The organism is Donghicola tyrosinivorans (assembly GCF_003003355.1).
Lineage (GTDB): Bacteria > Pseudomonadota > Alphaproteobacteria > Rhodobacterales > Rhodobacteraceae > Donghicola > Donghicola tyrosinivorans.
In genome coordinates, this window is record NZ_PVTQ01000003.1 from 151717 (window position 1) to 166119 (window position 14403).

15 protein-coding genes and 1 tRNA gene are annotated in these 14403 nt (G+C 54.0%); 12 read left to right on the forward strand and 4 right to left on the reverse strand.

Annotation, left to right across the window (positions count from 1 at the left end):
- The first annotated feature begins 10 nt into the window (after positions 1-10).
- From CLV74_RS05505 to CLV74_RS05540, 8 genes are read left to right on the forward strand one after another with little or no spacing between them, the layout of a single operon-like run.
- Positions 11-355, forward strand: coding sequence for a hypothetical protein (locus tag CLV74_RS05505; RefSeq protein WP_106263234.1), 345 nt, complete (start codon positions 11-13; stop codon positions 353-355).
- Positions 352-978, forward strand: a complete 627-nt coding sequence (locus CLV74_RS05510) for a MotE family protein (protein ID WP_146134901.1) — start codon at positions 352-354, stop codon at positions 976-978. The genes CLV74_RS05505 and CLV74_RS05510 overlap by 4 nt, the downstream gene beginning before the upstream one ends.
- A complete protein-coding gene (gene motA, locus CLV74_RS05515) occupies positions 975-1844 on the forward strand; it encodes a flagellar motor stator protein MotA (protein ID WP_106263236.1) in 870 nt (289 codons plus the stop codon). The genes CLV74_RS05510 and motA overlap by 4 nt, the downstream gene beginning before the upstream one ends.
- On the forward strand, positions 1841-3139 hold the full coding sequence (locus CLV74_RS22540; RefSeq protein ID WP_146134902.1) for a hypothetical protein: 1299 nt from the start codon (positions 1841-1843) through the stop codon (positions 3137-3139). The genes motA and CLV74_RS22540 overlap by 4 nt, the downstream gene beginning before the upstream one ends.
- Positions 3136-5214: a flagellar biosynthesis protein FlhA gene (locus CLV74_RS05525; protein ID WP_106263238.1), complete on the forward strand. Its 2079-nt coding sequence runs from the start codon at positions 3136-3138 to the stop codon at positions 5212-5214. The genes CLV74_RS22540 and CLV74_RS05525 overlap by 4 nt, the downstream gene beginning before the upstream one ends.
- Positions 5211-5963 carry a flagellar biosynthetic protein FliR gene (locus tag CLV74_RS05530; protein WP_106263239.1) on the forward strand — a complete coding sequence of 251 codons (753 nt, stop codon included), beginning with the start codon at positions 5211-5213 and terminating at the stop codon, positions 5961-5963. Before CLV74_RS05525 ends, CLV74_RS05530 begins: the two co-directional genes overlap by 4 nt.
- Entirely contained in the window at positions 5960-7009 is a 1050-nt protein-coding gene (locus CLV74_RS05535) for an EscU/YscU/HrcU family type III secretion system export apparatus switch protein (protein WP_106263240.1), read from the forward strand. The genes CLV74_RS05530 and CLV74_RS05535 overlap by 4 nt, the downstream gene beginning before the upstream one ends.
- A 3-nt stretch (positions 7010-7012) precedes the next feature.
- Entirely contained in the window at positions 7013-7348 is a 336-nt protein-coding gene (locus CLV74_RS05540) for a hypothetical protein (RefSeq protein ID WP_106263241.1), read from the forward strand.
- A gap of 327 nt (positions 7349-7675) precedes the next feature.
- On the opposite strand, the gene CLV74_RS05545 is transcribed toward CLV74_RS05540, so the two are convergent.
- From CLV74_RS05545 to CLV74_RS05560, 4 genes are all read right to left on the reverse strand, one after another.
- Positions 7676-7751, reverse strand: a tRNA-Thr gene (locus tag CLV74_RS05545).
- Between the two features lie 71 nt (positions 7752-7822).
- A complete protein-coding gene (locus CLV74_RS05550) occupies positions 7823-9319 on the reverse strand; it encodes a heme biosynthesis protein HemY (protein WP_106263242.1) in 1497 nt (498 codons plus the stop codon).
- Between the two features lie 11 nt (positions 9320-9330).
- Positions 9331-10797 (reverse strand): COG4223 family protein, encoded by a 1467-nt coding sequence (locus CLV74_RS05555; protein ID WP_106263243.1) that lies wholly within the window; start codon positions 10795-10797, stop codon positions 9331-9333.
- Between the two features lie 51 nt (positions 10798-10848).
- Entirely contained in the window at positions 10849-11589 is a 741-nt protein-coding gene (locus CLV74_RS05560) for a uroporphyrinogen-III synthase (RefSeq protein WP_170107992.1), read from the reverse strand.
- A gap of 74 nt (positions 11590-11663) precedes the next feature.
- Between CLV74_RS05560 and tsaD the strand changes: the two genes are divergently transcribed.
- The 4 genes from tsaD to CLV74_RS05580 are packed head-to-tail and all read left to right on the forward strand — an operon-like array spanning position 11664 to position 14396.
- Positions 11664-12749, forward strand: coding sequence for a tRNA (adenosine(37)-N6)-threonylcarbamoyltransferase complex transferase subunit TsaD (tsaD, locus tag CLV74_RS05565; protein WP_106263245.1), 1086 nt, complete (start codon positions 11664-11666; stop codon positions 12747-12749).
- Entirely contained in the window at positions 12746-13702 is a 957-nt protein-coding gene (locus CLV74_RS05570; RefSeq protein ID WP_106263246.1) for an NAD(P)H-dependent glycerol-3-phosphate dehydrogenase, read from the forward strand. The genes tsaD and CLV74_RS05570 overlap by 4 nt, the downstream gene beginning before the upstream one ends.
- Positions 13702-13974, forward strand: coding sequence for a YciI family protein (locus tag CLV74_RS05575; protein ID WP_106263247.1), 273 nt, complete (start codon positions 13702-13704; stop codon positions 13972-13974). Before CLV74_RS05570 ends, CLV74_RS05575 begins: the two co-directional genes overlap by 1 nt.
- Positions 13974-14396 carry an EVE domain-containing protein gene (locus tag CLV74_RS05580; RefSeq protein ID WP_106263248.1) on the forward strand — a complete coding sequence of 141 codons (423 nt, stop codon included), beginning with the start codon at positions 13974-13976 and terminating at the stop codon, positions 14394-14396. The genes CLV74_RS05575 and CLV74_RS05580 overlap by 1 nt, the downstream gene beginning before the upstream one ends.
- Positions 14397-14403: the final 7 nt, after the last annotated feature.

The following is a 14403-nucleotide window of genomic DNA, read 5'->3' on the forward strand; positions in this document are numbered from 1 at the left end:
AGGGGCCAATATGGATTTTCTGGCAGATATCATCTTGGGGGCTGGCGCTTTAGGTGCCGGATTTTATTGCTTTATTCTGGCAAGGCGGGTGCGCTCGCTCAATGACTTGGAAAATGGTGTTGGTGGTGCTGTCGCGGCCCTCTCGAAGCAGGTCGAGGATCTGAATACCACGCTAGTCGCCGCCAAGGGCGCAGCCGATAATTCGAATACGTCACTCACAGAACTCACAGGCCGCGCTGAAAATGTGACCCGTAAGCTAGAGCTGATGATGGCTTCAATGCACGATATCGAAGCAAGGCGCCCTACGCCTGAGCCGGTTTTTTCGCATCGCTCTCTTAGGGAGGGCCAGTCGTGAAAAGACGCGGATTTAGTGCCTTAACTGTTATTTCGACTATGTTTATCGCTGCAGGCGCTCTGCGCATTGGGATGGGAGCAGAGGCCGCGATCGCATTTGCACCCGCGATGACCTTCACTGATGAGGACTACTTAGAGGCGCCGGTTCTGCGCAGCGCTGAAGACCTGAAATTACTACTCAAAGCATTTGCTGAGCGCGATGCAGACCTGAGAGCTTTCGAGCAACAGCTTGAAGCGCGCGCAGTAGAACTAACAGCTCTAGAAGACAGCATAGAGGCGCAAAAGCTTGCGCTAAACGATCGTCGCGTCGCAGCCGAAAAGGCTGAGGAAGAATTGCGAGCCACGATGACGCTAGCCGAAGTCGCCGCCGAAGACGATCTGAGCAAGCTGACCAAGGTTTATGAAAACATGAAGCCAAAAGAGGCCGCGAATTTGTTCGCAAGTATGGAGCCAAAGTTCTCGGCAGGTTTTCTTGGTCGCATGAAACCACAGAGCTCGGCCGCAATCATGGGGCAACTGCCAACTGAAATTGCGTATTCGATCAGCGTTCTTCTAGCGGGAAGAAATGTCGAGGCAGGCAACTACGCAGATGCGATTAGCCAAGAAGCTGCGGTGCAAGAATGATCGGGCTGGTTGGTGTCGCTGTAATCTTCTCAATGGTCTTTGGGGGCTATCTGCTCGCTGGCGGTAAAATGTCGATCATTCTGCATTCACTGCCTTTCGAGATGATGATGATTGGAGGCGCCGCGGTCGGTACCTTTATGATCAGCAATGACCTTTCTGCAATCAAACACACTGGTAAGGATTTGCTGAAAGTCTTTAAAGGGCCAGCGTGGAAGCGTGACGATTATAGAGATCTCCTTTGCCTGCTATTTTCTTTGATTAGGGTGTCCAGAAAAAATCCAGTTGAGCTTGAAAGCCATATAGAAAGCCCCAAGGATTCACAGATTTTTTCGCGTTATCCGAGGATTTTGGGTGACGCTGAAGCAGTCGCCCTGATTTGCGATACACTTCGAGCTGGTAGTTTGAATTACGATGACCCTCATCAAGTGGAAGAAGTTCTTGGTAAAAGGCTAGATAAACGAAATCACGAAGCTTTGCATTCAAGTCATGCATTGCAAACTATTGCGGACTCGCTCCCTGCGCTTGGAATCGTAGCTGCGGTTCTAGGTGTGATTAAGACGATGGCATCTATCGACAAGCCACCTGAAGTCCTGGGCGGTTTGATTGGTGGCGCGTTGGTTGGTACATTCTTGGGCGTATTCTTGGCATATGGAATTGCGGCTCCATTTGCTTCAAAGATAAAGGACATTGAGGAGAAAGATTCTAGCTTCTACGATTTGATTAAGGAAGTTCTTGTCGCAGATCTATTTCGACATGCTCCTAACTTGTGTATCGAAGTAGGCCGTCAAAATGCGCCTCAATCAATGCGCCCGCCTTTCGATGAACTTGAGGAATTTCTGAACGAAATTAAAAGGGGTTCTGAATGAAGTGCTCGCCCCTCACATTGATATTTCTTGTGATGTGCTCGACGGATTCGCTAGCGAATGTTGTTCAAGTCCGCTCTGGAGAACATGCGAATTTCACGAGAGTTGCTCTGCGGATTGAAGATCCTGTTAAATACAATTTTAAAGTATCTCAAGGTAAGATCAAGGTAAAACTCTTAGGAGACGATATCCATCTGGATATCGGATCTGCAATGAATAGGCTTAGTTCGGGTCGAGTCCAACTCATAGACTTTAATAAAGAGAGTATCAGTCTAAATATCGAGACGATTTCTGAGGCTCATGTGGTACCAACATTTGAATCTCCATATTTATTTTTTGATGTGTATGATGAATTATTTAATTATTCATTGGATGGTGGTGATATTTCTTCTAGACCGCTTACAATTAGTAGACCAGATCAAATTGACCTGCTTCCAACCTCAAAAAGGTTGATGAAAGGCTCCTTTCACACCGGACGTTCTTGGAGCCGCGGGAAGCAGATTGAGGCAAAATTGGATCTACCTCTTTCGATTGGCTTAGGTGAAATATCGCCGACTTCCAGTAAAGTGCCTGATTTTGATTGCTACGGTGAAGCCGAGTATCAAATGGAAGGAAATAGTGGGAATTTCATTGTAGATTTGAGGTCAACACGGAAGCGGAAGTCTCTAGAAGGTACCTCGGAAACCCTTCGTAGGTGGAATCTTATCAAGGAGGAGAATTCACTGACTGGACGAAAGCAGGAGATTACAGCGATACATCCTGGCCGTCGAGATGCTTATAGTGGAGACATGCTTTTCAATTCCGACAAATGCAAAGATGGAGAAGCTTCTGGTTTCTCTCCAAGTTCTTCTGAATCAAATGAAATCGGCGTAGGTACACCACAAAAAGGTTTATCTCAGATTGGATCTGAGAAATTGGAGTCCGCCGAAGCCAGTGATAAATATATTATTGGAAGCTTTGAGGAAACTGAGAGTGGGGATCCAATTCATGATTTCGATGCATACGCGGAGAGTGCATTAGTTCACCTGAATACTGCTAAGAGTTACGATGTTCTGAATCGAGAATTTCTTTCCATTCCATCCATGGATGATAAATTTGTTAGGAACTTCTATGAAAGAATTTTAGCGAATGATGATGCCACGTTGATATATCGATACTTTTCCATCTCCCAAATATCAAGGTTGAGTCCTGAGGTGCTCTCGGAATTGAAGAAGAAGATTAAGGGAGATGGATATTTGTGGCTTAGCGCGGAGATCGCTGCTAGGTATAATGATCTCGACAATGGTCGCAACGAATGACGGCAAGCGTATTTAAAAAGATCGATACAGCCACAGCGCTATTCTCTTTAGGGCTGCTGTCCTTCTTGGCAATATTGATTATTCCCGTGCCAACTGCAGTCCTTGATGTAGGTTTGGCGACGTCGTTTGCATTTTCAATATTAATTTTTGTGGGAGCCCTATTTTCATCGCGTGCGTTGGATTTTTCTTCGTTTCCCACCGTCTTGCTAGCATCGCTTATGCTGCGAATATCCTTAAATGTTTCTTCAACAAAATTGATAATTACGAACGGTCACATGGGCCCTTCAGCTGCAGGCGGGGTCATTCAGAGTTTTTCAGAATTTGTGGTAGGCGGATCGCTGATACTTGGAGTCATCATTTTTCTTGTTTTAATGATTGTGAATTTTGTCGTTATCACAAAGGGTGCGACAAGAATGGCAGAAGTTTCAGCGCGCTTTGCGCTTGATGGTTTACCTGGAAAACAACTCGCGATCGATAGTGATCTCGCTGCTGGTGCGATCACGCATCAACAAGCTCAAGAAAAGAGAAGAGACGAGCAATCAGAGATTAATTTCTTTGGAACTCTCGATGGTGTGTCAAAGTTTATTAAAGGTGATGCGGTTGCTGGCTTGCTAATCACGGCGCTAAACTTCTTTGTTGGGATGGGTGTCGGCTTGGTGTCGCATGATATGCCGTTGGGTGACGCTTTCGCTAGCTACTCAATGTTAACGATCGGTGATGGTTTGGTCACTCAGATTCCGAGTGTCATAATATCGATCGCTTCTGGATTTCTCGTATCTAGAGGGAGTTCGTCGGTCCGAGCGGACTTGGAGGTTGTAACGCAACTAGGTAGCCAACCTCTTGCTCTATTTGTTGTTTCTCTTGTTCTTTTTCTTTTTGGCGTTTTCCCTGGCTTGCCATTTGGTCCATTCGTTATTTGCTCAATAGGTATTGGTGCTTGGGGAGTTTCTTCTCTCAAAGGGGTGAAGTCTAACTCTAAATCGGTGCAGAATACTGAAGAAAAGCAACGAGACCCATCGATCGGAGACATTCTCGACTTAGATGAACTCCATGTCAGGTTTTCAAACGATTTGCTAACTATTGTTTTGGATCCGGCTTCTGGGATGGAAGCGCGGATCGCCACTATGCGTAGATATTTTGCATCGGAATTTGGCTTAGTGCTAACGGACATTAGGTTATCAGATGCTGCTGAACTCGAGACTGGAGAGTATCAGATCTTCTTACAAGGAAACTACGTGGCGGGTGCTCGCCTACACAGTGACAAGGTTCTTGCGATTTTAGATGATAAAATAACTACTCATTCAAGTGGTATTGATGCCGTAGAACCCGTTTATGGTGCGCCGGCTCGCTGGATATCCCAGTCAGAACAAGAAGCAGTTTCTCTATCAGGTCTGACCATTGTCGCTCCCACTGAGGTCCTTGCAACGCACTTGCTTGAAACAATCAAGTCAAACCTCGGAACTTTAATGTGCCTAAAGACCTTCAGAAAGACACTTGAAGCATTTGCAAACCCCTCAGATGTAGCTAGGGCAGAGGAAAACAAGCGTCTTTTGGATGAGATTATACCCGACAGGCTGCCGAGAGAGGCATTGCACGGCGTGTTGCGAGATCTTTTGCAGGAACAAGTTTCTATACGAAATCTTGCACTTATTCTTGAGGCTGCAGCTGAGGCGCGAGCGGCTGGTTTGAGACCAGATGCAGTGCGAGAGCATGTTCGCCAAAGATTAGGTCGCCAACTGTTCCAGAAGATCGTCCGTCGCGATGGTACGATCCCGATTATTCAGATTTCTCCTTCTTGGGAAGAGAGGTTCCTCCAGCACGAAGTAAATGGACAGGCCGCATTTCCGGACATTGGACTGCCTCCAGAAGTGTTCCGTATGTTGTCGGAGAGGATATCGCACGTTTATCAAAGCGTGATATCCGAAGGCCACGAAGCGGCAATAGTTGTAGGCGTAGCTAGGCGCAGCTTCTTGAAAACAGTCGCGACGGCAGCGGGAATCGATGTCTCGGTCCTATCATATGAAGAGATTGGCCTTCATGCACGTCCTTCGGTTGTCGGCTTTGTTGACGAATGACATTGTTTGGAACTGAGGAACTTAGCCTCATTGCGGTCGCTTTTCTGGGCAGCTTCTTACGAATTGGAGTATTTTTTTTACTTGCTCCTGGCCTGGGTGAAGTCCTCTTACCAAAGAGGCTTCGTCTATCTGTTGCTCTCGCATTCACGAGTGCCGCTTTTCCTGGCATATTAACCGGACAAGAAGAATTTTCGCTCTTGTGGGTGGTCGTTGAGCCGTTAATTGGGACCTTTCTTGGTATTTCGATAAGATTTTTTGTCATTTCTATTAGGACAGCAGGAACTATTATTGCACAATCAGTGTCACTTTCCCAGTTTATGGGAAACCCCTCATCCGAACCATCTACGGCAATTGCAGAAATTCTGACACTGGGTGGGTTGGCGCTACTGTTCTCGACTGGACTCCCTGTACAGCTTTTAATTTTTCTGAAAGCATCATATGAAATCTTCCCGATTGGCGAACCATTTGCGCTTGCGCGAAGCGTTCAGAGAATTGTTGCCCACTCTGACTATATTATGATCTTAGCGTTTAGGTTGGCCATGCCATTCATAATTCTCTCGTTAATTTACAACATCGCCCTGGGGGTAATCAATAAAGCTATCCCTCAAATGATGGTCATGCTTGTTGGCGCTCCTGCTGTCACGGGCCTAGGATTGCTGCTGCTTGCGGTAGCGGTTGGGGGCATTCTTAATCTTTGGGCGACAGAATTTTTTAATTTTATATCGTCTGGCTTTCTAGGTGCTCTATGAGCGAGGAGGCGTCAGATAAGAAGCATGATGCTTCAGAGCAGAAATTAAGAAAGGCGCGTGAGAAGGGGCAGATACCGAAATCAACGGATGTTCTTCATTTGGCGGGTTACTGCGGACTCTGCTTCGCACTCGCGTTAGGGGGGCAAAGCTTGGTCTATGACGCCGGCGGAGCATTGCAGTCACTTTGGACTGTAGACATTAAATCATCAGATGCTGTTGCCGATATTATTGGTCGGACTTTTGCAGCTGTCTTGCCGATATTTATGTTTCCCTTATCATTCGTCCTACTCGCATTGGCTTCACAGAGATCTTTTGCCGTTTCCTCTGAGAAGATAAGGCCCAAGTTTCAACGGGTGTCCATCATCGAAAATGCTAAGCAGAAATTTGGTGCAAAGGGTTTTGTCGATTTTTTGAAGAATTCTCTGAAAATGCTTCTTCTTATTTTTCTATTTTCAATATTTTTGTGGTGGTGTCGGTTTGATGTTGTGGAATCCTTCAAATTACCGGGTGCGCAAGGATTAGTGTTAATGGTGAAGTTGTTATTATATTTTCTGATTTTAATTGTATTATCTACTTTTCCGGTCGCAATTGCGGATTTTATTTGGCAGCGTCACAGTTTCGCTCAGGAGCAGCGTATGAGTGACAAAGAAATGCGCGACGAATTTAAAGAGAATGAGGGTGATCCACACTTCAAGCAGGCGCGAAGGCAGCGTGGTCGGGAAATCGCAATGAATCGGATGTTGGCAGAGGTTCCAAATTCGGATGTGGTCATAGTTAACCCAACCCACGTAGCTGTCGCGTTGATGTGGGACCGTCAGACAGGGACAGCACCGGTTTGTGTGGCGAAGGGGCATGATGAGGTCGCTCTGAAAATTCGCTCAATTGCACTTGAAGCTGGGGTTCCGCTGCACAAGGATCCCCCTGCGGCCCGTGCAATTGATGCTGGGGTGAGTATCGGCTCAGAAATTCCGGTGGAGTTGTATTCTGCTGTAGCTGCGGCGATCAGATATGCGGACGAGATGCGGCAGCGCGCAAGTAGGCGATGATTTATGACCGAGGATGAAAAAGCGCTACTCGAAATCGCGCAGATCTTGGCAGAAAGAAAAGGGCGTGCGCTTTCTAAACTGCGCATGATGGAAAAAGCTGCAATTGATAGAGTTGAGGGATTGCAAATCGTCAGGTCTGACGCGCATTGCGATCCCAATTGGATGACGCGGCCTTTAGCGGGGAATTGGTCAGCTTGGGCTTCTAAAGAAATTGAGAAGACCAACCTATCCATCGCTCGGATTCGCGCGCAAATGCCTGTTACAGAGCATCAAGCGAGACTGGCATTTGGCCGCCGCCTCGCTTTGGAAGACGTATTGAAAATACTTGCCCCTAAATAGTGGAAAGCACCAACTCAAGAGACTGGATAGACGTGTAACAGATGCATTCCGGTTTTATTCAAGCACTACTCGCCATAAAGGAGACCAAATATGACACATAAACACAGCGAAGGCTTCAAGCGAGAAGCTCCTGCCGTCCTGTTGAGCAGCGGCCAGGCAAGACGGCAGGTTGTCTGCTAATCTCCCCATTTTTATGGGGGCTTTGTCGTGGAATTTCCGCACCCCCCCTCTGGTCAGATTTTGACCCAGAATGGTCCCCAAAATGGTCCAGTGAAATTCTGCAACCATCTGTTTTCGAATGTTTTCTTGGAGATACTTGGGAAGAAGTGGTGCCGGTAAAGGGACTCGAACCCCCGACCCCATCATTACGAATGACGTGCTCTACCAGCTGAGCTATACCGGCACTTCTTCGGATGACCGCAGAGCGATCATTGTGGGGTGCGCTTTAGCACCAGAGCACCCCACGGAAAAGACTTATTTTGCAGTCTCGTCTTTGGTTGCCGCATCCACCACTTGGGCTTCTTCGACGACCACATCGGCATCAGCAGCAGGCTCGGTGGTGGTGGGAACCAGCGCGTTGGCCTCTTCACGGGGGCTGCCAACGATCAGGGGCAGCATTTCCGCGTTCAGACCAGTGGTCGACATCATCTGAGCCGGCGGCTTGCGCCACGTCAGAGTGTCAAAGCCGCCGCAGTTCTCACAGACCGGCACCCAGTCGCCGTGGATGTGGTTACAGCTGTCACAGATCCACGACGGGCCACGGGGCGCGGTCACAGCGCGGGCCAGCCAGCCACGGACAACCGCATCCTCAGCGCCTTCGCCACGCTCAATCGCGGCCATCAGGGTCAGGGTGCGGGTGTTAGGATCAGTTTGCGCCAGATCGCCCATCGCGCGACGGGCCGCAGGAAAGTCCTCAGCGGCGATGTTCAGCTCTGCCAGCAGCATCTTGGTTTCAGGGTGATCCTGATGGCTGTTGGTCAGCAAGCCAAAACGCTTGATACGCTGCGCGGGGGTCTCGTTGGGTTGGATTTCGGCGAAAACCTCAGCCAGATCGGGGTGCGGAGAAACGTTCCACGCCTTGCGGATCACGCGGGTGGCGTATTTCGGCTTGCCCTTGGCGATGTAGCCACGCGCAGCCATAGCGGCGGCGGGGATCAGATCGGGCGACAGACGGTTGGCTTCGATTGCTTCTTCGCGGGCCTCAATGGTGGCGTTGTCGTCGATCACCACCTTGGCTTCGCTCAGGGCCAGAACTGCATCGCGGCGCTTGTGGACATCGCGGGGCAGGGTGCCGGTCTTCAGCTTGGTCGCAAGCGTCTTGCGGGCCCCTTTCCAGTCACCACTTTCCGCCTGAAGACGCAGCAGCAGATCCTGGGTTTCTTCGTGCTTGGGCTTGATGGCAAAAGCAGTTTCCGCCAGCTTCAGCGCAACCTCGTTGTTGCCCTCGGACATGCGCTGTTTCATCAAGCCGCGCACGCCGACAAAGCGGGTGCGCTGGTCTTTCAGAAGCTCTTTGTAAACACGGTCGGCGGTCTTCTTGTCACCAATCATCTCGGCCGCTTGGGCGGTGATCAGGTTGGTCAGTTCGGGGCGGTTCAGGTATTTGTCCGCCTGATCTGCCTTTTTCATCGCCTCGCGGCCTTCGCCGGAAGCAAGGGCCAGCATCCCGTCAGACAGCGCCTTGAAACCTTTGCGCTCGCGCGAGCGGTCAAAGTAGCGGCTGATGGCGGTCTCATCTCCGTTGATAAAGCGCAGGATCGCCACAAGGAACCCGACAACCTTCATCAGGATCCAGATGGCCAGAACCAGCAGCAGCGCACCGACGACCGATTGCAGCGGACCCAGATTGAATTCCATCCCACCAAAGGCAATACGGACGCCGCCTTCGGCTTCCAGCAGATAACCGGCTCCCAGCGTCAGCAGGGAGACGATAACAACAAACAGAATAATTTTCGTGAGCGACCAGAGCATGCGGCGAGCCTTTAGTTAGAATTCAGGTTTTGCGACAGCGTTTCGGCCGCAGCGAGAGCATCCTGACGCAGTTGCGCCTGTTCGACCCAAGGGGCCATCGCCGCACGGGCGGCCTCGGGCAGAGCCGAGATTTCCGACAGCGCATCCGACAGGCGCGCATCTTTCACCGCAGCTTCGGCACGGCTGAGCACCGCATCGGCGCTGTCACCTTCTTTGGGTTCCAGCGAACGGGCGCCCAGTTGATTCAGCAAGAAGGCACCCAGACGTTCCTGCGTGTCACCTTCAGCGGTCAGCGCGCGGGCCTCACCCAAGGCATCGCGGGCATAGTCAGGGTAGCTGGCCTGAAGCTGCGCCAGGCTGGGAATGCCATCTTCTGCCAATGTGGACAGAGTGGCAGGAACCTCAACAGCCGAGACACCCTGAAGGTCCGACAGGGCAGGGGCAAAGGGCGTGCCCGCATCCAGCGAGGATTGCAGGCGGGTCATCGCCGCACGGGCCAGCGCCTGACGCGAAGTCTCCTCAGCAGCTTTTTCGGCCTCAACGGCTTCGGCGGCCATGTCTTCGATCTGGACGCGCTGATCTTCGATCTCTTTACGCAGACCGGCCACGGCATCCTCAAAGGACGAAACCGCCGCTTCCGAGGACGCTTCGATCGGGCGCTGTTCCAGTTCCGTCAGACGGGTGTCCAGTGCGGTCAGCTGTTCGCCAAGACCGCCGATCTGGCCCGTCAGAGCGCCCAGTTGATCAGTCAGTCCCGAAACCGACGCATTCACAGGGCCCAGATCAGGCATTTCGGGCGCGGCTGCATTTTCCAGCGCGTTCAGGCGATCCGACAATGCACCCAGATCAGACTGCATCTGCGCGGTCGAGCTTTCCTCTTCTGCCGCCTCCGCACCAGCCGCAAAGGGGCCGACCTGATACATGTAAGTAGTGACACCAAAGCCAATCGCTGCGGCTGCAACGCCGCCAAGCAGCATCGGGAAGAAACCGCCCTTGCGCTCGACCCGTTCAATCACCTTTTCGGTGACGACGGGAGCAGGGGTTTCCTGCACCGCAGCAACTTCGGGCTTTTCCTCCGGCTCAGGGTCTGCCGCCGGTTCTTCAACGGTGGTCTCGGTCACGTCTTCGGTGACGGTTTCCTCGATGATTTCAGCATCTTCGATGGTCGGTTCCGACGCCTCTTCCAACGCGACCTCTTCGGTCCCCTCGGTGGTCTCGACCTCAGCAACCGTCTCTTCTTCGGCAGCGGCGGGCGCGTCCTCGGGCTGGTCTTCTGCCTGTGAAACCGCTTCTTCTACGGCCTCTTCAACAACAGTCTCATCCGCGACAACTTCGGCTTCGGGGGTGGCGTCCTCGGACACGACCTCGGTGGTCTCTTCAACAGTGACGGTGGTTTCCTCAGTCACTTCGATCGGCGTTTCGACCTTGTTGGTTTCCTCGGCTGCCTCTTTCTGAGCCTTGGAAGAACGTTTCGCCATGGTCTAAACCCTCTCGTTTCAAGCAACTTCAGCCTATTAAATAAGGGCACATTAGCCCCTTGTCTCGCCTGTCTCAAGAAATCCGTATGTGTCGAATAGTCCTGTGACAGCTTGCGTCATCGCCATGCTATCGGGACGTGAGGCAATAACTGTTGTTTTTGCCCATCCGCGCGGCAATTCTGCCGCGACCGCCCAACTCATAGCGACAACATAACGCGGCCCCGATGCAGAGGTTTGCTCTGCCACCAATGCCGCGCTTCTTGGTGAGAACAACGGCACGACGACTGGTCCGGTTCCCTCCAACAACCCGATAGCCTGCGTGTCGAGACACTGCGCGACCTGTTCATAAAGCACAATATCCCGCGTAAGGATTCCGTGGGTGCTAAGCCGCCCTGTGATGTTTCCGCGGGCATGTTCACCCCGAATATGCAGCAGCGGGGACTTTGGCCCGAACCGTAACATTGCGTCCACCAACTCGTCAGCGTCGGCACCCATGGTTTCGGCTTCAAACCCCGCTGCACGCGCAGCATCGCGTGCCCTTGTGCCAACGCAGAAAACCGGCAGATCGCGGCGGGTGGTCAGATGGGTCAGCGGGGGGATTGCGGCCTCGGACGTGACGATCAGCCCGCGCACCGCATCCAGCGCCAAAGTCTCGGGAACGGGCTTGATCCGGATCACCGGTGACACGTGCATCGGCACCGCGCAGGGCAGGGCGTCGCGCAACTCTTGCGCGAATCTGTCCGCGCCGGGCTGGGGGCGGGTGATCAGGATGCTGGCTTTGGGCCGTGTCATGGGGCTCGGTATCATTGCAGGCGTGTGGCCCCAGTGCTAACTGCTGGAAAACCCTTCGGCAATGAAAGAGCGACATGGCCCTGACGATCCTTGGCATCGAAAGCAGTTGCGACGATACAGGCGCCGCCATTGTGCGCGGCGATGCGGGCGCGGCCCGTGTTCTGTCGAATGTGGTCATGGGTCAGGCCGAACTGCACGCAGCCTTCGGCGGTGTCGTCCCCGAGATCGCCGCCCGCGCCCATGCCGAAAAGGTCGATCTGGCCGTCCGGCAAGCGTTGTCCGAGGCGATGGTGTCCTTGTCCGACATCGACGCCGTTGCTGTCACAGCAGGGCCGGGCCTGATCGGCGGTGTGCTGTCGGGCGTCATGTGCGCCAAGGGTATCGCCGCTGCACGGGGCCTGCCCCTGATCGGGGTGAACCATCTGGCGGGCCACGCCCTGACGCCGCGCCTGACCGACGGGCTGGCGTTTCCCTACCTGATGCTGCTGGTCTCTGGCGGGCACTGCCAGTTCCTGATCGTGCGCGGCCCCGATGACTTTACCCGTCTTGGCGGCACAATTGATGACGCCCCCGGCGAGGCGTTCGACAAAGTCGCCCGCTTGCTGGCCCTGCCGCAACCCGGCGGCCCCTCGGTCGAGACGCGGGCGAAAGAGGGAGACGCCAAGCGTTTCCGTTTTCCCCGTCCGCTACTGGATCGGGAAGGCTGCGATATGTCCTACTCGGGCCTCAAAACCGCTGTGCTTCGGGCGCGGGATGAGGTGATGACGGACAATACCCTGACCGCGCAAGACCAAGCCGACCTTTGCGCCGGTTTCCAAGAGGCCGTTTGCGCCGTGCTAGCCGAAAAAACCCGCCGTGCCTTGGCGGTCTATATGGCGGAAAACCCTGCGCAGCCGATGATCGCCGTCGCGGGCGGCGTGGCCGCGAACCAAGCCATTCGCGGTGCTTTGACCACAGTGGCGGCAGAAGCGGGCGCAGGTTTCACCGCGCCGCCCCTTAGCCTTTGCACCGACAACGGCGCGATGATCGCCTACGCGGGGCTGGAACGTTTCGCCACCGGCGAGACCGACGGCATGGATTTGCAGGCCCGCCCGCGCTGGCCGCTAGACAAAACCGCCGCGCCCTTGGTGGGCAGCGGCAAGAAAGGAGCCAAGGCATGACGATTGCGGTACTGGGGGCAGGGGCCTTTGGCACCGCATTGGCAATTGCTCTGTCCGATCAAGGTGTGACCCTCTGGGCGCGCGATGCCGCCGCCGTTCAGGCCATGCAGGACGCCCGCGAAAACGCGGCCCGCCTGCCGAAGATCCCGTTTCCCGATGGCCTGACTATCACCGCCGATCTGGGGCAGGCATGCGCCGCCGACACCATCCTGATGGCCGTGCCCATGCAAGCCACCGCCAAATTCGCCGAGATGAACGCGGCCCTGCTGCGGGACAAGGTAATCGTTGGCTGTTCCAAGGGAATCGACATGGACAGTCTGCGCGGCTCGACCGCGATCCTGTCTGATCTGACCGCCTCTCCCGCCGTTCTGACCGGACCCAGCTTTGCGATCGACATCGCGCGGGGCCTGCCAACTGCGCTGACCCTTGCCTGCGCGGACAAATCCTTGGGCGAACGGCTGCAACAGCAACTTAGTACGCCGGTCCTGCGGCTTTACCGCTCGGGCGATCCGCAAGGGGCCGAGCTTGGCGGTGCGTTGAAGAACGTGATCGCCATCGCCTCGGGCGCGGTGATCGGGGCAGGGCTTGGGGACAGCGCCCGCGCCGCCCTGATGACCCGCGGCTTCACCGAAATGCAGCGACTGGCGCAGGCCCTTGGTGCGCGGCCCGAAACCCTGCTGGGTCTGTCGGGCTTTGGCGATCTGACGCTGACCTGCACATCGCCCACCAGCCGGAACTATGCCTATGGCTTTGCCCTTGGCAAAGGCGCGGAATGGGACGCCAAGATCACCGTCGAAGGGGCCGCGACCGCCCGCGCTGTCGCGCGACTGGCGCAGGCCCGCCAGATCGACATGCCGATCACACAAGTTGTTGCCGCGCTGGTCGAAGGACGGCTAGATGTGGCGCAAGGGATGCAAATGCTGCTGTCCCGACCACTGAAAGAGGAAAGCTGATGCTCTACGCCCTGACCGCCCGCGACAAAGCCGGCGCGCTTGAAATCCGCAAGGCCAACCGCGACGCCCATCTGGCGTACATCAAAGACACCGGCGTTGTGGCCATGGCTGGCCCGCTGCTGGACGACGCAGGCGAGATGTGCGGTTCGCTGGTCATACTGGACGTCGAAGACATGGCCGCAGCACAGGCGTGGGCCGCGGGCGATCCCTACAAAGCCGCCGACCTCTTCGAGAGCGTCGAGATCATCGCTTGGAAGAAGGTCATCGGCTGATGCGCTACTGGCTGTTCAAATCCGAGCCCGACACATGGTCGTGGACCGATCAGGTCGCCAAAGGTGACGCGGGCGAGGAATGGAACGGCGTGCGAAACTACCAAGCCCGCAATTTCATGCGAGAGATGAAGCTGGGTGATCTTGGCTTTTTCTACCATTCGCAAAAGGACAAGGCGCTGGTCGGCATTGTGACGATCTGCGCCGAGTCCCACCCCGACAGCACCACGGACGATCCCCGTTGGGATTGCGTAGACGTCAAGGCTGTCGCGCCTCTACCCAAGCCGGTCACTTTGGATCAGGTTAAGAACGACCCGCGTCTGGCCGAGATGGCCTTGGTCAAGCAGTCGCGCCTGTCGGTTCAGCCTGTGACCGCCGATGAATGGCAAATTCTCTGCGATTTAGCGGGATATGAGGTATCCTGATCCAAAG